We start from the raw sequence: 21,541 nt of genomic DNA on the forward strand, positions 1-21,541 counted from the left end.
TCGTCGAAGCCTCACCTTCGTCGTTCACTGAGGATGATGTGTCGTTGCACATCAGTAACCTTACAGAACCTTATGATTCGCGAGAGGCTTTCACCGTTTCCCACTGTTCCGGTGAATAAATAACTTCGCGGGCCTGAGCACCGTTGTATTCACCAACGACTCCGTCTTCGGCCATCCAGTCGATCATTCTGGCGGCACGACCGTAGCCGATGCCCAGACATCGCTGGAGCAGGGAAACGCTGCCTCGCCCTTCCCTGACCACGACATCAATGGCGTTCTCGTACAGATCATCGGCCTGTCGTGGTGCGTTATCCCCGCCTCCGCCTGATGTGGAGCTGCCCGCTACAATCTGTTGCAGTTCTTCACTGTAATCCGGTTCCAGGTCGCCAAAGAAGTCAATGACATCGGTGATTTCATCGTCGCTGACGAATGTGCCCTGTGCTCGGGACACGCTGCTGGTTCCGGGAGCGAGATACAACATGTCGCCACATCCCAGCAGCCGTTCGGCGCCACCTTCATCCAGAACAACACGACTGTCCATCTTGCTGGCAACCTGAAATGAAATCCGTGCCGGCAGGTTCGATTTGATCAGACCAGTGATCACATCGACGGTTGGCTTTTGGGTGGCCAGTACCAAGTGAATACCAACAGCTCGGGATTTCTGGGCCAGACGTATGATGTGCGCTTCAACATCCTTACCGGATGTCATCATCAGATCAGCCATTTCATCGGCAACAATCACGATGTACGGCATCTTGTGAGGGATATTCTCTGCTTCTTCATGTAACTCGCTGATCCCCAGTCGATCCAGGATTTTTCCTCGGCTAAGCTTGTTGAAGCCATCGAGATGACGTACGCCGACCCGCGCCAGAAGATCGTAGCGTTCCTCCATTTTATCAACGGCCCACGCCAGAACAGCCTCTGCCTTTTTCATGTCCGTAATAACCGGATGCATGAGATGCGGCAGATTTTTGTACGGGCTGAGTTCAACCATCTTGGGGTCGATCATCAGCATTTTGACTTCGTCCGGAGTCCGTGTCATCAACATGGACAGGATGAGACTGTTCAGGCAGACGCTCTTTCCGGTCCCCGTTCGTCCTGCGATCAGCAGATGGGGCATTTTAGCCAGATCCACGACCATGGGATGGCCGCTCACGTCTTTTCCCACGAGCAGTGGAATCTTAAGTTTTTCGATCTCACTGCCGGCGGTCAGCAGTAGTTCCTGAAGCCGAACGGTCACTTGATTCTCATTGGGGACTTCGACGCCAACTGTATTCTTGCCAGGGATCGGTGCCACGACGCGAACCGACGGCACCCGCAGTGCAATGGCAAGGTCATCTTCCAGGGCTGTGACTTTGCTCAGGCGCAAACCGGGTTCGAGTTCCAATTCAAACTGAGTGATCACTGGGCCGGTATCAACTTCCGATACCTTGATGTTCAGGCCAAACTGCTGGAATGTACTCTCAAGGGTTGCGGCAGCGAGACGAGCTTTTTTCGCCAAATATTCGTAATCAAAGTCTTCCGGCGGATCGAGCAGCTCGATTTCCGGCAGTTGGTATTCGCGCTGCATTCGTGGTTCAGCCGGGGCGTGCACAGTCAAAGCCACAGGTGGATTAATTCTCAGACTGGCAGATTCCTCCTCTGAGTCGAGCGGCTCATCATCCCAGGAACTTTCTTCTTCTTCTTCTTCTTCTTCTTCGATATTAGCCAATCGGGATGTATTTTGATCGGGATGATTGCTGGTTTCCTCGATCGATGATCGCCAGGCCGGCTGCAATCGCAACAGACCGGTGGCCGTCGATACGATTGCGACGGGGGTAGCAGCAAGCTTCAGCCCCGGATTGGTGAGGTGCCACAGTGGCGACAGCATCCATCCCGAAATCAGGCCGCAGGTCACCACGATGATGACACCGGTCGGGGCGCAAAAATGCGTCAGCAATGTTCCGCCCACGGCACCTGCCATGCCGCCGCTTCCCCATGTGGAGCCGGAATCGAATGTGGGAGCCGCCAGCTGTAACGCTACGCAGCCGAAGATCACCAGAATCAGAGTTCCGGTCAGAGACAGCAGGTTGCCGCGTGTCTTGTCGCGTGACAGCAGTCTCATATCCCACGCCACCACAGCAGCCATCGCGACCCACACACCGAACCCAAGCAAATGTCGCCCGTAAAATGCGATGTCTGCTCCCAAGCTTCCGCAAATATTCAGTGGTGACCGACGTACCGGAAATATAAGGTCAGATGGCGGGTCAGCCGGATCGTAACTCAGAAAACTCAACCCAACGAACACCACCAGAGCCAGAAGCCCCAGGGCAAGTGCGTCGTTTCTGAATCTTTCGAAGTCAAACATAGGTGGAGTGATGAAACATAAACAGAAGAATTCGAGTTAGCACAATCCAACGCTACCACTTCGACGTTAATGCAGATTCGAAACTTCGCTAAAGATGTTGCGAAAACGCAACGGGATTCGGACAACTGCCATCATTAGCAGTCAGTCAAGCAGTCCGCCTGTGTGGGATCGGGTGATTACGCTGGCGAAGTATGGCCTGGATCGCTGATCTGTGACCAAACCACAGATAAAACTGAAGCGATCTTGACAGGTTCCCCTGCTGTCTTGCCATTTGTGGCCGGCCAGGTAATCTGCACAGACCGGCTGTTCGTTACATTCGGATTACTGTTGTTCACCACAGTCCACACCTTCACGGGGACGGTATGATGAGGTTGCTGACTTTCCTGATTGCATTTCTTTTGATGTGTCCGGTGCGTGTGCTGAGCGACGATCGTTGGGGGCTGGAACGCGGCACACCAAATCTGCAGTCAGCCGGAGCGCTGGCGTTTGGGCCAGATGACGTGCTGTTCGTTGGTGATACAAAATCCGCCGCCGTTTTTGCGATTGCGACCGGTGACTTTTCCGGTGACCCGGTACGTACTGACATCAACATCACTGACTTTCGAACAGCGCTCAGTGACGCCTGTGATGCCGAGACTATCATCAACGACCTGGTGGTTAACCCTCGTACCGGAACTGTATTCGTATCAGGGACTGCGGGCGAAGTTCCCGTAATATGTCAAATTGAAGGAGCAGGACGAATAACGCGACTTTCCCTCGAAAATGTTCCGTTTGCCAAAGCCACTCTTCCGAATGCACCCGAAGACCGGCTGGTGCAGCGCGGACGCCGCAAGCGGAATGATCGCCGAGACGCTATCACCGACATTGCTTTCTATGAAGGACGCATTCTGGTGTCCGGCCTGACAGCCGGAGAAGTGCCGTCGAGTGTTCGGGAATTCAGCTTTCCGTTTTCCGCGATTGACAGAGGAACCGGCATCGCGATCTACCATGCGGCACACGGAAGGGAAGAAGACTATGCGGCCGCCAGGACGTTCATCACACTGATGATTGATGGTGAACCGAATCTGCTTGCTGCGTATACCTGCACACCTCTCGTGAAGATCCCTTTGAATGATCTGAGGAATGCCGGAGACCGGATTCAGGCAACAACGGTGGCTGAGCTTGGAAACCGCAATCGGCCTCTGGATATGATCAGCTACAACAGAGACGGAACAGACTACCTGCTGCTTAGTAATGATCGACGTGGTGTCATGAAGATTACGACATCGGGTTTAAGTGACAACATAGGTTTGAGTGAGCCGGTCCGCCGCGGTGGAGTGGCCGGACAAACCTATGAAAAGATTGATTCGCTGCAGGGAGTCGTCCAGATGGATCAGTTGAATGATGATTCTGCGATCGTGCTCATAGATCAGGATAAGCGTGTCAATCTGAAAACTGTTTCGCTTCCGTAGGTGAATCTGCGGTGGCAGCGATCACGGAATGCGGCCTCCAGGAATCGATCGTCCGCAGTCTGTGCCACGGGCCGGATCGGTGAAGATCAGGTGGCGATTGCAAACCGATACGTTCTGATCAGACGAACGATTTTCGCCACGAGGAAAAAACATGAGGTGAGATCGGACGTCCGCAAGTCATCCGGTCACAGCATGAACATCTCCGACATCGCAAAAAAAAAAATCGGCAACCGCAGTTGCCGACTCGTCTTGTTATTGGGCGGAGCCGGAATCGAACCGGCGACACCAGGATTTTCAGTCCTGTGCTCTACCAACTGAGCTATCCGCCCGCAGGCTACAGTCCGTGCTTCCTGCCCGCAATGTTATGTTGCGAGCGGCGGAGTCTAATGACGAGTTCGGAAGCTTACAACCCTTTGTTCCGTGGTTCCCGGGGGATGAATCGGTAACCGGTCCGGATGCAGATGCGAGGCGGGTTGCGCCGATCTGTGGATACCTGGGATAATGTCGGATTTGCTGAGTTCTGATGTGTCGGGACTAACTCTGAATCCAATTCTTTAGTGGCGGAATTACTGTGAAGACTCATAATGACAGCCGGTGCTGCTGATATGTCGATCAACACGCACACCAGTCATTTGCGACCACGATCAGTCAGGGGTGTTCTGTGTTGTGGGAGTCAACTACAGTGTAATGATCGACTCGCCCGACTGAAGGACGATGGTGTTTGGAAGGAGCTGCATGTCGAATCTGTCTGGCTCAATGGAAACGAATCCGGGCGATTCACCTGTCGACTCATTGGCAGATACAGGAATAGCCGGTCTGGTCGCCAGCCCCATCTTTGCGGGAGTCGTGATCACGCAGTTTCTGGGGGCGTTTAATGACAACTATTTCAAACAGATTGTGCTGTTGAAGTGTGTTGAGTTCGAACGTGTCACCAGGGAACAAACGGGTTCAGGAATCGATCTTCAGCCTTATGCGATGTTTGCGTTTGCGCTTCCTTTCGTGCTGCTGTCAGGGCTGGGTGGATATCTCTCCGACCGCTGTTCAAGACAGCGAGTGATTGTCCTGTGCAAAGTTGCTGAGATCGCTGTGATGGCATGTGTCCTGATTGTTCTGCTGACGGGCGATATTTCGACACATTTCCGGTTAGTCCTGCTGATTGGTGTCCTGGCAATGATGGGTGGCCAGAGTGCTTTGTTTGGTCCTTCGAAGTACGGGATTCTTCCGGAACTTTTTTCACGCAATCAGCTGTTGCCGGTCAACGGAGCGGTCCAGATGACGACCTTTCTGGCCATCATTTTCGGGATGGCACTGGCCGGAATTGCCCTGGATGTACTGGAAGACTCGTTGTGGTATGCCAGCGTGATCGCGGTAGGAATTGCGTTCGCAGGGACACTCAGTTCACTTCTGATCCGACGCACCCAACCGACTCACTCTGAGTTACCGTTACGGTTGGAAATGTTGTTTGTTCCGCGAGAAACCTGGCGACTGATTTGGAACAGACCCGTGTTGCGAAACTGTTTGATGATGGCCATGCTCTTCTGGTTTATTGGTGGTGTGACACAGCCGGCGGTGAACAGTCTGGGAGAACTCACTTACGGACTGAGTAAGACTCGCACCAGTCTGCTGGCCGCGTCCATCGGTGTGGGAATCGGCGTTGGTTGTCTGACTGCGGGTATATTCAGCTGGAATTCGGGTGACGGTTCGATGTGGGTCAGGGCTGGCGGCTGGATGATTGTGCTGGCACTGGCTGTGACTGCTTTCGTCAGCAGTGGACTGGCCGGATCTCCCCTGCCGTCAGATATACCAAAATCGATTCCGGTGGAATTGTTTCAGGCGGACAGGATGGAATGGATGCTGCGTGGCAGTTTGTTCTTTCTGGGATTCTCGGCAGGTGTTTTCATGATTCCCATTCAGGTATACATCCAGTCAGCACCACCGGCGAATCAGAAAGGAAGAGTCATTGGAGCACTCAATTTGCTGAGCTGGCTTGGTATCCTGGCATCGGCCGTGTTCATCAAAATTTCAAATCTTGTGACAGATTACCTGGACGGTGCCGAATCAGCCTACCGCCTGAGATATCTGGTATTTGCAGCACTTGCCGTGGTCATGATTCCCGGGGCGATGTTTTTTCGGCTGGATACCGGAACAGAGTCATTGGGCCAACAACAGCAGAATGATGAATAATCATGTCTAAAGGGGTCGCGGAGTTACTGAAAAACGCTACAAAATGGGTGTACAGACGATTAATGGGGAGGGATGTCCATTGAACGACGTTCTGACAGTCATCCTGGCCGGTGGTAAGGGCGCCCGACTGGATCCACTGACACGCGACAGAAGTAAGCCGGCTGTGCCGTTTGGGGGCTACTTTCGCATCATTGATTTCGTGCTGTCCAACTGTATCAACAGCGGGCTTCGCAGAATTCTGGTGGTCACTCAGTATAAGGCGGCCAGTCTCGAACGTCATATTGAAAGCGGCTGGCATTTCCTGTCCGCGGAACTCGGAGAGTTCATCCGAGTTCGTCCGCCTGAACAGCGAGTCGACGAAAACTGGTATCAGGGAACAGCGGACGCCCTGTATCAAAACATCTATGCGATTGAACAACAGCGGCCCTCTCACGTGTTGATCCTGAGTGGAGACCACATCTACCGGATGAATTACTCAGGCTTCGTGCATGATCACATGCAGTCGGAGGCAGAGTGTACGGTCGCCTGTCTGCCTGTGCTGTGTCGGGACGGACGGCGTTTTGGAGTTATGCAGGCTGATGATTCGGGCCGGATCCTCAGTTTTCGTGAGAAGCCGGATAATCCGGACCCGATTGTTGGTGATCCGTCCCGATGTCTGGCGTCGATGGGTATTTACTTGTTCCGCACGGAATTTCTGTTTGAGCGACTTTGCGAAGATGCCAACAGGCTTGGCAGCCATCGAGACTTTGGCAAGGACATTATTCCTTCGATCATTGATGAACATGTGGTTCGGGCGTGGTCGTTTGTCGATTCGAACACCGGTGATTCTGCGTACTGGAAAGATGTTGGCACGATTGATTCATACTATGAAGCCAGTATGGATCTGATCAGCGTCCATCCAAAACTGAATCTGTATGATCCAGCCTGGCCGTTTCGGTCAGCACAACCGCCGCTTCCACCTCCGAAGTTTGTTTTCAATGACGACACCAGCGGACTTCCACGGGTGGGACGGGCGACAGACAGTATGGTGTGCGCCGGATCAGTGATTTCGGGAGGTATGGTTGATCGGTGCATTATTGGCCCGCGGGTGCGAGTCAACAGTTATGCTGAAGTCAAGGATTCGATCCTTTACGGAGATGTCCATATCGGGCGGTATTGCCGCGTTCGTCGGGCAATCATCGACAAGGGTGTTCAGATTCCCGAAAACACTCGGATCGGTTACGACGCTGAGGAAGATCGTGCAAATAACCTGACGATCAGCGATTCGGGAATCGTCATTGTGCCGCAAAATGCTAAGTTTCGCCGTCCCGGTACCTCTGCGTCGGTCAAAGAGCCTCATCTGCTGAGAAACGAATCTCGTGTTCCGAAACGAGTCCGGGGCTGTGGTCACGACCAGTAACACTGTCGTCTGATGATCATCTCGAATTCCCTGTCCAGGTTGTCAATTCGACTGGTGTTTTGTTAACACTTCGTAACACATAGACGGGTGTTGCTGCTGAAAGTGACCAGACTGGTCCGGTCGCTGTCGCTGTCTCTGTCTGCCGGCTTACCATGTGTGGCACATCACGGAATGGTAAGGATGCTGGTTCCGGAAGCATCGTGCGTGATGTCCGTTCGTGCTTCAGGTCGTATTGGTGCGTCGCATTTTAGATTGCACTGTCCCGATGAGCAGTCGGGTTAATTAATCGCATGAGATGAGAGCCGTTGTTGTCCTGTTTTGATGTCGGTTTAAAGAAGACGGTTGGCATCGTCACTGCCTGGTTGGGGAGTTATGTAACACTGTCGTGAGGCTTGAGTGCATCTGAAAAATCATAATTTCAGTGGTGCTGCGGCATCTGGAAGTGAAAAAGCAGTAGTAGGTTGAGTTCCTGAAGTCTTGTATTGATGCCTGTGCGAGCACCATCGGACCCAGACAGTATCTGGAGATATGGAAATGATGACATTGTTGGTCGCTGCTTTGTCGTTTATCGGATTTATCGTTGCCTACCACACATATGGTCGCTGGTTGTCCCGGCGTATTTTTCGTACTGATCCGACGGCGGTTGTACCGTCAGTCGAGCTTCAGGATGACGTAGACTATGTGCCCACCAATCGTCATGTGCTGTTCGGTCATCACTTTACCAGTATCGCCGGTACAGGGCCTATTGTTGGCCCGGCCATTGCCGTCTTCTGGGGCTGGCTGCCGGCATTGCTGTGGGTCGTCCTGGGATCGATCTTTGTCGGTGCGGTCCATGATTTCGCGGCACTCGTAATTTCACTGAGAAATCAGGGACAGACGATTGGCGAAGTTGCGGGGCGACTGATCAATCCCCGGGCACGACTTTTATTTTTACTGATTCTGTTTTTTGCTCTGACGATTGTTTTGGCGATTTTTGGTCTGGTGATCGCCAGCATCTTCACGATTTATCCGGAGTCTGTGCTTTCCGTGTGGGTTGCGATGCCGGTTGCCGTTGGAGTGGGGTTGTGGGTGCATCGACGTCAGGGCAGCCTGCTGATGCCGTCGATTGCGGCACTGGCAATTCTGTATGGTTCCGTTCTGCTGGGGGTCTACACCGACTTTTTTCAGCTGCACCTGCCTGAGTGGCTGTGGATCGCGGGATCTCCGGTGATTACCTGGACTGTGGTTCTGATGGGTTACTGCTTCATCGCGTCGGTGTTGCCTGTCTGGGTGCTGCTTCAGCCGAGAGATTTCATCAACAGTCAGCAATTGCTGGTCGCTCTGGCACTTCTGATCGGAGGGTTCGTCGTTGCGTGTCTGACAGGTCAGGCTGATCTGGCGGACAGCGCTCCGGCAGTTGCGACCGTCGTTCCGGCGGACGCTCCTCCGATTTTTCCGTTCCTGTTTATTACGATTGCCTGTGGTGCGTGCAGTGGATTTCACTGTCTGGTGAGCAGTGGAACGAGCAGCAAACAAATCAGCAGTGAAGCCGATGCTCAGTACGTTGGATATGGATCAATGCTCCTTGAAGGGGCGCTCGCGGTGCTCGTTATTCTGGCGTGCTGTGCCGGACTGGGAATGGGAAGTATTGACAACTCAGGTGGTGAGTGGGCACCGGTGGTGTCAGAGAACGGCGGTGCTGTTGTCGGGCGGGAAGCCTGGCGAAAGGTTTATGAAGCCGACAGCAGCTGGGCCGGCTTCAGTCTGGGTGCGAAGATTGGTGCATTTGTTCAGGGAGGAGCGAACTTCGTGAATGCCCTGGGGATTCCACTGAAACTTGGGGTGGGAATCATTGCGGTGCTGGTGGCCTGTTTTGCGGCGACAACGCTTGATACGGCGACTCGTCTTCAGCGGTACGTAATTCAGGAACTTGCCGGCACGCTGCATCTGCAGCCTCTGTCAGGCAAATATGCAGCGACGCTGTGTGCTGTGACGCTGGGAACTCTGGTGGCCATGATTCCTGGCGGACCAAATCACGAAGCCGGCAAAGGGGGATTAATTCTGTGGCCTCTGTTCGGGGCGACCAACCAGTTGCTGGCCGGTCTCGCCTTCCTGGTCCTGGTGTTTTATCTGGCTCGTCGCGGGTTGCCGGTTTTGTTTGCACTAATCCCTGCGTTTGCGATGTCGATCCTGCCGACTGTTGCCTTATTCTGGCAGTTGTTCAACAGTGAAACCGGCTGGTTAGGGCATGGCCAGTGGTTGTTGACAGGATTCGCACTGGCAATTCTTGCTTTGCAGGCCTGGATGGTGCTGGAATGTGTGTTGCTGTATCCAAGGATTCGCGGCGTTATCGAAGAAGAGGTTCAGCCACTGACTCCAGCTCATGGCGGGACAGGATGATGCCGAACACGAGCATCACAACAATGTTATTGTTATCAGTTGATTAATGAATCGCATATTTCGACGAGTCGTCTGCAGGAACATTCCGGTGATTCGGGAGTGTCGACGTCCGGTTTGACAGCTGACACAGGAACCAGCGGTTCACGTCTCCTCGACCAGACGAGTTTTCTTCTGCCCGCTCCGGCATACTGAAAGTAGTCTTCACCGTTGTCAGACAGCAGTATAACGACCTGCCGCAAAGACGGTGCACTGAAAACCCATCAGATCCTGCACGGTCATCTTGGGCAAAGGATACTTATCCTGGCACTGCCGACTCTGCTGCAGCAGTTGCTCACTTTCTGTGTGGCACTCTTCGACACGTGGCTCAGCGGACGAATCGATGCAGCCGCGACAGCCGCTATCGGCATGGCGGCTTACATTGGCTGGCTGGCAGGTCTGGTGGTGAGCACAATCTGTATCGGCACAACAGCGATCGTCGCGCGACATTTAGGAGCGGGCGAGCCAGAGCAGGCCAATCGTGTCATGCACACTGCCTTGATTGTCGGCCAGTTGGTCAGCCTGGGAATGTCGGCGTTTCTGTATGTGATGGCTCCGGTATTCGTCATGGCATTTGCGCTGGAGGGGCCGACGGCTGTGGTTGGTCTGAATTACCTGAGAATGGATGCGATCGGTCATGTTCTCTCCGGAATCGTATTCGTTGGAGCAGCAGCGCTTCGCGGATCCGGTGATATGGCGAGACCCATGTTAGTTCTTGGAACGATTAATGTTCTGAACATCATTCTTTCCTGCTGCTTTGTTTACGGAATTGGTCCCGAGAGTCCGATCTCTGCCGCGACCGACTGGCTGCCGGCGTTCGGTGTGTACGGGATCGCAGCAGGAACAGTCGGTGCCAGACTCGCCGGCGGTTTGATGATGGCCTGCGTCCTGCTGTCGGGAAGCGGTGCTCTTCGATTTCGGCCGGGACTCATGCGTCCGGACTCACAAATCATCCGGCGGCTTGTCAGTCTGGGGGGATACGCAGCAGCCGACAATTTGATCAACTGGCTGGGGCAGTTCAGTTTTTTGATCATCATCCGCAATGTAACAGGAATGCCGTTTTCCGCCGACGTAATCTTTGCAGCACACATGGTAGGACTGCAGGTGGAAGCCATCACTTATCTTCCGGCAATTGCCTGGGGACAGTCGGCTGCGGCAATTACCGGTCAGTGTCTGGGAGCTCGAAAAATTCGTCGGGCTTTTCGGGCCGGCATTGTGGCCACCCTCCAGTGCTGTGTTCTGGGAGTGATTGTTACGGTTGTTTTTTTCTGGGGGGCGGAAACGATCTATCTCGCAATGCACAGTGATCCTCAAATTACCTCAGTGGGCGCAGAACCGTTTCGAGCGATGGCACTGTTTCAGATCCCTCTGATTGTGTTTCTGGTGCTGAAATTCGCTCTGCACGGCGCGGGAGATACACAGTGGCCGATGATCGCCACAATTACCGGTACCATTTGTCTGCGGCTGCCGCTGGCGTGGTTCCTGGGCGTTCATCTCGGAATGGGACTGATTGGGGCGTGGACGGGGATGTTTGTCGATGTCACATTGCGTGCGGCACTACTGTTATGGCGTTATCTGGGCCGCAGCTGGCTGCGAAAACGGGTCTGAAGGCTGTTAATTCTGCACCGGATTATCCTGTGCGGGGCAGGTCAAGCACGTCTGCAAAGCGTTCGAGCACCAGAGATTTCAGGGCGGCATAATCCGGTCCGTCAAACTCCGCCGTACGGACCAGATCGAAGGCCATGCGTCGAGCGGTGGCAAGGATCGATATGTCACGGACCGGGTTAGCGACCCGCAGGGGCAGAACTCCGCTTTGCCGGGTTCCAAGAACATCTCCCGGGCCTCGTAATTCCACGTCTTTTTCTGCCAGAACGAAACCGTCGGACGATTCCACCAGAGCGTTAATACGAGCCTGTGCTTCGGGGGAGTCCACATCCGAAAACAGAAAACAGTAGCCCTGAAAGCGACCCCGGCAAACCCGGCCGCGAAGTTGATGCAGCTGGGCAAGGCCAAAGCGTTCTGCCTGGCGAATGACCATGATGGTGGCGTTCGGAACATCGACTCCGACTTCAATCACTGTGGTACTGACCAGCACATCGGATTCGTGATGTCGAAATCGGTTCATAACTTCATGTCGTTTATCTCGATCCATTCGTCCATGAAGCAGATCGACGCGCAGTCCGGAGAGTTCGGAGGACGAAAGCTGCCGATACACGGATTCGGCACTTGCATCATCATCCTCGTGCTGACCCTCAACGCGGGGACACACAACATACGTCTGCCGACCTTTCTGAATCTGTTGCCTCACAAAGTCCCATGCTTTCGCCTGATTAACAGAATCTGAGACTCTCGATGTCACCACCTTCTGACGGCCAGGCGGCATTTCCTGAATCAGTGAGACGTCCAGATCACCGAAACGGGTCAGGCACAAACTGCGAGGAATGGGCGTAGCCGTCATCACGAGCACATGAGGTGATTCCGATTCACTGCCGAACCGAGCTCGCTGCCGGACTCCGAATCGATGCTGTTCATCGATCACGGCAAGTGCTAGATTTTTAAAATGCACGCTGTCCTGAATGACGGCCTGTGTTCCGACAATCAAGCGGCATTCGCCCTCAGCAATTTCCTCCAGCAGTCGGCGTTTCGATGCCGCGGGAAGTCCTCCGACCAGGTATCCCCGTTTAACCTGACTGTGACTGAGTAGTTCTTCGAATGTCTGCCAGTGCTGCGTTGCCAGAACTTCCGTAGGTGCCATCAGCACCGTCTGATAACCGGCCGCCACAGCGGACAGCATCGCGTAGGCGGCGACAGCCGTTTTACCGGCACCAACGTCTGCCTGGAGCAGGCGATGCATGGCCTGCGGTTTGCCCAGATCTTCGATGATTTCAGCAACCGCGGCATTCTGTCCGTCAGTGAACCGAAAACTGAAGAGTTTTCGAATTCTGGCATCCACAACCGGTGGTGTTGCGACGGTGTGAGCTTTCGATGCGTGATTCCATAAGCGGCGACGTATCGCCAGCCCCAGCTGAAATTCCAGCAGGTCATCCAGGATGAGTCGGTGTCGTCCCTGCCTGAAGTCCTGGACCGATTGAGGACAATGCACACCCTGTAACGATTCAGCGAGGCCCGAAAGTTCATGGTAGTTGCGAAAGTGTTCAGGAAGTGGATCGATCAGTTCACTCGCACAGTATTCGACGACGGCAGCGGTCATGCGACGCATCTGATCCATCGAAATTCCTTCGGTCAGTGAATAACGAGGCAGCACCCCGGCAGCACTCATCAGGTCATCGTCATCCGTCGCCGGAAAGTGGAGATGAGGATTGCTGAATTCCCAGCGTCCGGACCGGCGTTTGGGTTTGCCTCTGAAGACCACGTGGTCGCCATCGCTGAATTTGCTGAACATCCACGGCTGATTGAACCAGGTGCCTCTCACGAAATGACCGCTGCAGTCCAGCAAAATTCCTACCAGACTGCGGCCATTTGTCAGTTTGCGGGAGTCTCGTTCGACAACAATGCCGTGGACAGACTGTTCAACGTCGGACTCCAGCCGGGGGACCGTTCTCACATTGCTGAAGTCATGAAATGAATGCGGCAGATGATACAGCAGATCGAAAGCACTGCGGATATTCAGCTTGTGCAGAAGTTCCGCCCGGACCGGACCGACACCCGGTACAAACTGAACGGGCGTCCCCAGATGGTTTCGTTCATTGAGGCGCTGAGAATCCGGTTGAGACAACATACCAGTCCAAGTCTGACGTTGCACTTACCTGTGCAGAACTACATCAGAAGCCGCTAAGGTCCTGCGCAGACATGTATTTGTGAGAATTTTATCGACTGAAGCTGCAGGCGAGCCGCAAACAGGATCATCAGTGAATTGAAGTTGACTGTATCATCCGGTCGGGAGGTGAATCTTCATTTCATCTGACCGGCTGCGATACGTCAACCTGTTGGTTTCCAGTCGATCAGTCTCAATTCCACGCGTTCAAAACCTCGAAACGAGTTGATGACCGGAGCAAAACACACCGACAGATGTCCGTTAACGGCAGCAATTTCTTCCGCCCATTCTCCACGACCAAAGGCTACTGCACGCATGACGGTTTGATGCTGCCGAATACGAAGTGACAGATGACGATCTCCTTCGCCCATCGTGCGCGGCGGCTCTGCCAGTTCCACGTTGGTGGCTGCAAATCGAGGTACCGGATTTGCTTCGCCGAATGGACCCAGGTGATTGAGTTCCTCAACAGCACGGCGTGTGACTTCAGAAAGCAGGACTTCCGCATCGACCTGCAGAGCCGAATCGGAATCCTGTTCTCCCCGATGCGTCGATGTCCAGTTTGCCAGAGCTGTTCGGAATTCGTTGATCCGTCCTGCATCAATTCGAACACCTGCGGCCGCTTTATGACCTCCAAACCCGATTAGGCACTCCTGACAGGCAGCGATACCGGAATACAGATCAAATCCAGCCCACGATCGAGCACTTCCCTGTCCCGTTCCGTCTTCCCGCAGAGCAATCAAGACCGTTGGTTTTTCATAGCGTTCCGCAACCCGACTGGCAACGATGCCAATGACACCGGGATGCCATCCATGATCGGCAAGGACCAGTGTGGGATGTTTTTCCCATTCGGATTGCTGATCCACCATCTCTCTGGCAGCTTTGAAGATCCGACGTTCCACCGTCTTTCGGTTGTTGTTCAACTGGTCTACGTAATCCGCCAGGGAGGAGGCACGTTCCGGATCTGATGTTGTCAGCAACTCGACGGCCAGTCGGGCCTGACCGAGTCGACCTGCGGCATTGAGCCGAGGTGCCAGACCGAAGCCGATATCTTCAGCAGTCAGTTGCGGTTTCTCATCCAGTTTCGAGACCTTCATCAGTGCCTGGAGTCCCAATGACGCATTTTCTTTTATCGTGCTAAGACCGTAGCGCACGATCACGCGATTTTCCTGCAGCAGCGGTACCACGTCAGCCACAGTTCCGATCGCAGTCAGTCCAACAGCTGACTTGAGAAATTCTTTCATACGCGGACTGGCTTTGCGTCCGTCGCCGAGTCGCTGACAAACGGCCCATGCCAGTTTAAATGCGACGCCGACCCCACAAAGATCGCCAAAAGGGTAATCTGTTTGCGGCAGCCGTGGATGAACCAGACATGAAGCCAATGGAAGTTCCGGGCCGATTGTGTGGTGATCGGTGATAATTAGTTCCAGACCCAGTTCCTGAGCCAGAGCGGCTTCTTTCGGACTGGCAATCCCGCAGTCCACAGAAATCAGTAAACGCTCTGCATCTTCTTCATGCAGCTGACGAATTGCCCCGGCATTGAGTCCGTATCCTTCTTCAATACGGCAGGGAATATAGTAATCGACTGTCGCCCCGGCTAAAGAGAGACAGTGCCACAATACACTGGTGGCAGTCACTCCGTCGACATCGTAGTCACCGTAGATTGTGATTCGACGCTGGTCGGCGATTGCTGATAAAATGCGATCCGCAGCCTGACTGACTCCTGGTAACCGGCACGGATCGAGGAGGTCTGCCAGACGTGCACTGAGAAAGTCACGCGCGACTTCCGCTGACTGGTATCCACGAGCGATCAATACCTGAGCGACAAGCGGAGACAGACGGAGTTGCTGTGAGAGCTTAGTGATGGCAGCCGATTGATGTGGCTGGAACAACCACGGACGGGGCATTTTTAAATCCTTGGTTTCCGTCGGTGCCGGCTGAAGCAACCGTCATTCAGTCGCGCCGATGGTCTGCGGATTACACAGATCGCTGCCGGAGATGTCAATTCCCGGCAATGTGCGGCTTTGCAGCAGATGTTTCGAATCACTGCTGCCGGCAATCACGTCCTGAAGACGAGATTACCGGCAGCGGTTTTATCGGAATCAACGTATCCGATGAGCGAGCGGATGTCCGGCATCTGCGACCGGAGCCTTCATGTCCATGAATCAAACCGTTGCGATCAAATCCATCGAGCCGGGGGCCGCAGTCCCGGCGGTCGCACTGATACGATGTTTAATCAACAGGTGTGCTGTAAGAGGTGACCACATGCGGGATTTCTGAGTGCGTCCAATGACAAAAACAATAGTATTCAAATTCCTTCACGAAAACTAAAGTTATCAATTCGAATCAGTGGCAGTAACCCGCTGGCGCCACGTCCCCGTGGCAGTGTAAAGCTGTAAGCAGCTACAACTCCCGAATTTTTTTCTGCGATGTAGAGGGCGCCTCGGGCCGGTTGATTACCCTGGCCATTCAGTTGAGTCGCCCCGGATACAATGCAGTACTCAGGAGTTGTTTGCCCGAGATTGGACTGAAAATCTGCGGCAACATCATGCACGTACTGGTGAGTAAACGTTCCGGTTTGATTGTTCAGCCGCCCACCCCGAAGGATACCCGTCAGATGATCAAGGATAAATACGGCTTCTGTGTCGGCCATTCCTTCGACAGGTACGGTGACCATTGAAAACTTATCAGCGCTGTTCGCGGTGGCTCCAGTAACAGGTTGCTGCGGCAACAGTTGGACTGCAAATGCTCCGACCGCAATTCCGAACACCAGAGTCATCCAAAGGTTACTGCCGGTCTTACTCATCTTGAATCCTTCAGGAGAAATATCGATCCGGCCAAGTGAGAATTAGACGATCTATCCCGCCGGATCGGTTCTGATATTGTACGGATGTGTGATTTCCGGTGCCAGACGGGTGAGCTGACAGGTTGAGAGGAATCGGCACGCCATTCTGTGTGTCCACACAGTACAAGCGGCTAGGACACCGAACTGTGTTCCCGACGCGGGGGTACGAAGCTGTTTCTGACCCATATTTCAGTAAAGAACGTCGCGTCCGCAGGGCTTGTGTCTCAGCAACAGCTGTCAAACGTCAGCAAATTTGGTCAATCTCGAAGTCCGGCTTGTGAGTTGCGTTCAAATGATCAGACTGTTGAGCAGGTGTCGTATAACATCATCCGATCAAATGATATTTTGACTTCCGGACCCTCTGTGTCCTTCAGAGCTCATCAGAACGAAATAATTCAAAAATGCTGTCGTAATTCCGCGGGACCGGGTGAATTGCGACCATATCAACGAAATTCGCCGAAAACGATTCGTGACACAAAACACAAAAAGCTCAACTTCTTCCACCCCGGCAACCGGACAGTCTGTCTGGACATCGATTCGTGACGCTGCGCTTCGCCATGTGAAAAACGAGCCGTTGCTGGCCGATTATCTGCATACGTCTGTTCTGAATCACCAGCAGTTTTCCGATGCCGTCAGTTTTCATCTTGCCGGAAAACTACATTCGCAGACACTGTCCGGCACACAGTTTCGTGAGATTACGGAAGGTGCAGTGAATTCAGATCCTTCCATCATGGAATCGATTCAGGCAGATATTTTGGCCGTGCGTGAACGAGACCCGGCTGTCGACTGCTGTCTGGTTCCGCTACTGTATCTTAAAGGGGTTCATGCCCTGGCTTCCCACAGAATTGCTCACTGGCTGTGGATGGACGGTCGGACATTGCTGGCAATCCACCTGCAAAATCGAATTTCCGAGATTTTCGGCGTCGATATCCATCCTGCTGCGCGAATTGGCAGAGGAATTCTGATGGACCATGGCACTTCGGTAGTCATTGGAGAAACAGCCGTTGTCGGTGACGACGTATCCATGCTGCATGAAGTAACATTGGGGGGTACAGGGAAGGCTTCAGGAGATCGCCACCCTAAAGTTCGGCGCGGGGTTCTGATTGGGGCGGGAGCCAAAATTCTTGGCAATGTCGAAGTCGGAGAAGGCGCTAAAATCGGGGCCGGCAGCGTGGTTCTGACCGATGTGCCGCCGCATTCCACGTTTGCCGGTGTTCCAGCTGAAGCTGTCGGACGTCCTGATACGGATCAGCCGTCACTTTACATGAACCACGGCATCGACATTTAATTTTTATTCCGATTAAGTATCCGCGTGGTACCCAATACTACCTCGCTTCCGACTGATTCATTATTCATGTCCGCGGATCTTTTGACATCTCCACGCTGGAAACCTGAACATCTTGGGTTGCCTGTTCCCGACGATCGTGATGCTGTTTCTGCATGCCTTCCGCAGTGGGATCACAACATTGCCTATGAAGAGAACGATCCTCTGGTTGTCAAACAGCTCCAGGCAGCCTATCCCCGGTTTTGCATTCATCCGGATGTTGCGGAACTTTGTCATGAACTGTTTCCTCAGCGGTCGGGCCTGCCATTTGCCACATCGGCGGCTGCCGGTCGTGCTGTCGAGTATGTGCAACATGCCGGCGGCAGGTCAGCTGTTGTACAGCCGATTGCCGGTCAACCCTGTGCGGGAGTGGCGATTGACGATGATGAACTGCCTTTGCTCCGACAATACTGGCAACATGCCGGAGAAATAGTGTCGTCGCGTATGGCCCGGGCAATTCTCGCGGAGACACCGGTTGAGGTCACGCAAAATGATTCACGATTAACGGTAAGACAACGAGTTGCTGAACTTCATCAGACGTCAGCGGACAACGTTTATCTGTATCCTTCCGGTATGGCGGCCGTAGCCGGTGTCTGGCGTGCAATTGTTCGACTGTCGTCGGGAAGACCAACATGCCAGTTTGGTTTTCCTTATGTGGATACTCTTAAGATTCAGCAGCGGTTTCCGGAAGCGTCTCACGAATTTCTGCCAGTAGGATCTTCGGGTGATGAGGAAACACTCACCAGGATGTTTCCTGAGCGAAAATTTGCAGCAGTGTTGTGTGAAACTCCCACGAATCCGTTACTGGTGACACCTGATCTTTCATACCTCCGGGAAATCACCGCACGTCATGGTTCTTTGCTGGTAGTCGACGATACGCTGCGGGCCTGCTGCCCGCAGACGATATTGCCATCCTGTGATGCGGTGGTCACCAGTCTGACCAAATACTTCAGTGGTTATGGCAATGTTCTGGCAGGTGCGCTTGTGCTAAATTCTGAGTCGGTGGCGCACGAGATACTCCGCTCTTCGCTGGATGCCGAGTTTGAGGAATCGCTTAGCGATCTCGACACTGAGATTCTTGAGCTGAATTCCCGCGATCTTGCAGGACGTACGGCACAGTGTGTCCGGAATGCTCAGGTGCTGTCGGATCGATTGCGGCAGCATCCGGCGGTTGCTCAGGTGTTTTTTCCGGAATACAGCGGTGACAGTGATACCAGCTGTGGGGCTTTGTTTTCAGTTCTGCTGAAAAACGCGGCGAACACAACCCCCGGTGTGTTTGACCAGCTTCAGGTCTCAAAAGGTCCCAATCTTGGGACCAGATTTTCACTTTGCTGTCCATACACGATTCTAGCTCACTACAGAGAACTGGATTTTGCCGAACGTTGCGGTGTCTCGCGATGGTTATTGAGATTCAGTGTCGGAATCGAACCTGTGGAGGACCTTTGGCATCGTTTTGTCAACGCTTTGGAAACAGTCAGGACAATTCAATGATCCGTTCAGCAATTGGCCATACATGGACCATGGTTACCATGCTGTGCTGGGTAATTTGTGAAAATCAGTTGCCCGCAGATGAAGTCTCAGTACTTGATGCTCATTGGAAAGGTGGCGACGCCAATCCATTGTTCACTGGCCGACACAACAAATGGGATGCATTGATTCGGGAACGTGGCTGGGTCATGAAAGACGGTGACACATGGAAATTATGGTACACCGGATACAACAAATCGCGTGAACCAGTGACGATGAAGCTGGGATACGCGACGTCCACGGACGGGGTTACATGGGAACGCTGGTCGGAGGAACCGATTTATGATGATGCGTGGGTAGAAGATATGATGATCGTCAAACGGGACGGTCGGTATTTCATGTTTGCCGAAGGAGCAGGTGATCAGCCGCAGTTACTTGAGTCCGTGGACGGGATTCAGTGGGTCCGCACCGGAACACTGGATGTACGTCGGACGAACGGCCGGCCAATCAGTCCGGGACCACACGGGACGCCGACCGTATTCGTAAAAGATGACATCTGGCATCTGTTTTATGAACGGTATGATTCCGGAATATGGCTGGCGACGTCGACAGACAGAAAGGTGTGGACGAATGTTTCGGACGAACCGCTGATCATTCCCGGACCGGACGACTACGATGCACTCATGATTGCCATGAATCAAATCGTCCGAATCGGTGACCGTTTTTGTGCAGTGATGCATGGCACCGGCACACCACAAAAGCCGCGACAGTGGTGTACGTATTTAGTGGAGTCCACTGATCTGAGAAACTGGACCAAGTTGAAACGCGGTCCCTTACTGCCGATTGAGCAAAACAAGTCCAGCGGTATTCTCATTCATGACGGAGAAAACTGGAGACTGTATACGATGCACGCCCGCGTGGATGTTTGGTTTTCCGCAGATTGACGCATTGCATTTATTTTCTCCTGCCTGCGATTCTGCAGGGACTGAAACAAATTTGAGTGCGTTCAACCGTTTTGAAGGCTCGAACATCAATGCAGTATTAGTTAGACCGTTGGGGCCGCCATCGCTGCCCGTCGACGGACTAACGTCGTTTTCGTCGCCCGCACGGATTAACAGTGTTGCTCAACCATGGTGGTTGCCGGTGCCAGGTGTTGCCGAAGAAACTGCAGGATACGCTGCTCATACTCATTACCGGCGAAATCCTGAAGATCCTCGTGATGAGCACCATCAACCATCCACAGTTGCTTCGGTTCGACAGCAGCTTCAAACATGATTTTGGTGTCATTTGCGGTTGTGTGGGCATCGTCAGTGCCGGACATGATGAAGACCGGACATCCGATGTTTTTCAGATGAGCAATCGGACGCATTTCAGACACTGAGATGCCCATTCTTGGTTTCATCTGCATCAGCAAAAGCTGAGTCGGGAGTGCCGCGAAGGCACCAAGTTTGACTCGGACGCGATTTCGTACAGCGGTTGCGATATCCGGATAGACCGATTCCAGGACAACGGCGTCCATGTCCAGAGGGGATGCCAGCAGAGTTGCTGCGCCACCCATCGAAAAACCGATGACGCCAATCGGTTCATTTGGATGCACAGTTTTAGCGAAGTCGATGGCGGCCTTCGCGTCATGGCTTTCGAGATATCCGATCGTCACCCGGTTGCCGGGACTTTCTCCGTGACTCTGAAAATCGATCATGATCACAGAGTACCCCTCTGTGTACAGAAGTCTCGCTCGATTCAACATTGACAGACGTGATCCGCGGTACGGATGCAGTAGCACAATGACTCCACGGCGGTCCACAGATCGGATATGCCATCCGGTAATCGAGTGACCGGACCGGCTGTCGAGTGTGATGTTTGTTGCAGGAAGATCTGCCGGCGGATCACCGACCTTGACCGGATGTGCGGCCACCAGAGATCCGGCGATCACCCAGATCATCACCAGACCAAGCACCAGCAGCATCACAGTGACAATCAGGAAATAATACATTTGTCTGGATTCGTCATTTTTCGATATTGCATAGACATGCTGCCCGCAGAATTTGTGTCTCACTTGATTTGGTCAGGAGGCATCGATGGAAACCTCATCCCGCAGTGCCAGCCGTGGGGCGTCCCGGCGAACGGGCGGGTGACTGCTGACGTTACTGCCGGACGTGTAACACTCGTGCCTGCCTGGCCACATATTCTCTTTCTCTATACGGAAATCAGTCAATGATTGTTTGCTGTACCCGATTTAAAGGCTATCGGATGTCTCGGTCACAGTCGGGGTTCACCGCGTGTTTTTAATCGGTTTGAGAAATGATTTAGATTCGGTAAGAGAACCTGTGTTCTACA

13 protein-coding genes and 1 tRNA gene are annotated in these 21,541 nt (G+C 53.4%); 8 read left to right on the forward strand and 6 right to left on the reverse strand.

Annotated features, from left to right (window positions below; all coding sequences use genetic code 11):
* Nucleotides 1–70 precede the first annotated feature (70 nt).
* Nucleotides 71–2,347 (reverse strand): DNA translocase FtsK, encoded by a 2,277-nt coding sequence (locus MK110_08475; protein ID MCH2211324.1) that lies wholly within the window; start codon nucleotides 2,345–2,347, stop codon nucleotides 71–73.
* Between the two features lie 365 nt (nucleotides 2,348–2,712).
* Between MK110_08475 and MK110_08480 the strand changes: the two genes are divergently transcribed.
* Nucleotides 2,713–3,798 carry a hypothetical protein gene (locus MK110_08480; GenBank protein ID MCH2211325.1) on the forward strand — a complete coding sequence of 362 codons (1,086 nt, stop codon included), beginning with the start codon at nucleotides 2,713–2,715 and terminating at the stop codon, nucleotides 3,796–3,798.
* Nucleotides 3,799–4,054: 256 nt separating this feature from the next.
* Here MK110_08480 and MK110_08485 read toward each other — a convergent pair.
* Nucleotides 4,055–4,127 (reverse strand) — tRNA-Phe (locus MK110_08485).
* Between the two features lie 406 nt (nucleotides 4,128–4,533).
* On the opposite strand from MK110_08485, the gene MK110_08490 reads away from it, so the two are divergent.
* The 4 genes from MK110_08490 to MK110_08505 all read left to right on the forward strand — a co-directional run bounded on the left by MK110_08490 (nucleotide 4,534) and on the right by MK110_08505 (nucleotide 11,404).
* Nucleotides 4,534–5,982, forward strand: a complete 1,449-nt coding sequence (locus MK110_08490) for an MFS transporter (GenBank protein ID MCH2211326.1) — start codon at nucleotides 4,534–4,536, stop codon at nucleotides 5,980–5,982.
* A 79-nt stretch (nucleotides 5,983–6,061) separates the two neighbouring features.
* Nucleotides 6,062–7,381, forward strand: a complete 1,320-nt coding sequence (gene glgC / locus MK110_08495; protein MCH2211327.1) for a glucose-1-phosphate adenylyltransferase — start codon at nucleotides 6,062–6,064, stop codon at nucleotides 7,379–7,381.
* 537 nt (nucleotides 7,382–7,918) lie between these two features.
* On the forward strand, nucleotides 7,919–9,760 hold the full coding sequence (locus MK110_08500) for a carbon starvation protein A (protein MCH2211328.1): 1,842 nt from the start codon (nucleotides 7,919–7,921) through the stop codon (nucleotides 9,758–9,760).
* A gap of 207 nt (nucleotides 9,761–9,967) precedes the next feature.
* Nucleotides 9,968–11,404, forward strand: coding sequence for an MATE family efflux transporter (locus MK110_08505; protein ID MCH2211329.1), 1,437 nt, complete (start codon nucleotides 9,968–9,970; stop codon nucleotides 11,402–11,404).
* Between the two features lie 22 nt (nucleotides 11,405–11,426).
* On the opposite strand, the gene recG is transcribed toward MK110_08505, so the two are convergent.
* The 3 genes from recG to MK110_08520 form a co-directional block, all read right to left on the reverse strand.
* Entirely contained in the window at nucleotides 11,427–13,535 is a 2,109-nt protein-coding gene (gene recG, locus MK110_08510) for an ATP-dependent DNA helicase RecG (protein ID MCH2211330.1), read from the reverse strand.
* Between the two features lie 200 nt (nucleotides 13,536–13,735).
* Nucleotides 13,736–15,475: a single-stranded-DNA-specific exonuclease RecJ gene (gene recJ / locus MK110_08515; GenBank protein ID MCH2211331.1), complete on the reverse strand. Its 1,740-nt coding sequence runs from the start codon at nucleotides 15,473–15,475 to the stop codon at nucleotides 13,736–13,738.
* Nucleotides 15,476–15,876: 401 nt separating this feature from the next.
* Nucleotides 15,877–16,374: a hypothetical protein gene (locus MK110_08520; protein MCH2211332.1), complete on the reverse strand. Its 498-nt coding sequence runs from the start codon at nucleotides 16,372–16,374 to the stop codon at nucleotides 15,877–15,879.
* A gap of 508 nt (nucleotides 16,375–16,882) precedes the next feature.
* Here MK110_08520 and cysE point away from each other — a divergent pair.
* The 3 genes from cysE to MK110_08535 all read left to right on the forward strand — a co-directional run bounded on the left by cysE (nucleotide 16,883) and on the right by MK110_08535 (nucleotide 20,148).
* Nucleotides 16,883–17,701: a serine O-acetyltransferase gene (gene cysE, locus MK110_08525; GenBank protein ID MCH2211333.1), complete on the forward strand. Its 819-nt coding sequence runs from the start codon at nucleotides 16,883–16,885 to the stop codon at nucleotides 17,699–17,701.
* A gap of 66 nt (nucleotides 17,702–17,767) precedes the next feature.
* Nucleotides 17,768–19,228, forward strand: a complete 1,461-nt coding sequence (locus MK110_08530) for a PLP-dependent transferase (protein ID MCH2211334.1) — start codon at nucleotides 17,768–17,770, stop codon at nucleotides 19,226–19,228.
* Entirely contained in the window at nucleotides 19,225–20,148 is a 924-nt protein-coding gene (locus MK110_08535; protein ID MCH2211335.1) for a glycosylase, read from the forward strand. The genes MK110_08530 and MK110_08535 overlap by 4 nt, the downstream gene beginning before the upstream one ends.
* A 167-nt stretch (nucleotides 20,149–20,315) precedes the next feature.
* Here the strand turns inward: MK110_08535 and MK110_08540 are convergent, their stop codons facing one another.
* The gene (locus MK110_08540) at nucleotides 20,316–21,260 is read right to left on the reverse strand and encodes an alpha/beta fold hydrolase (GenBank protein ID MCH2211336.1); all 945 of its coding nucleotides are present in this window, start codon (nucleotides 21,258–21,260) and stop codon (nucleotides 20,316–20,318) included.
* Nucleotides 21,261–21,541 lie beyond the last annotated feature (281 nt).

It is taken from the genome of Fuerstiella sp., from assembly GCA_022447225.1.
Lineage (GTDB): Bacteria > Planctomycetota > Planctomycetia > Planctomycetales > Planctomycetaceae > S139-18.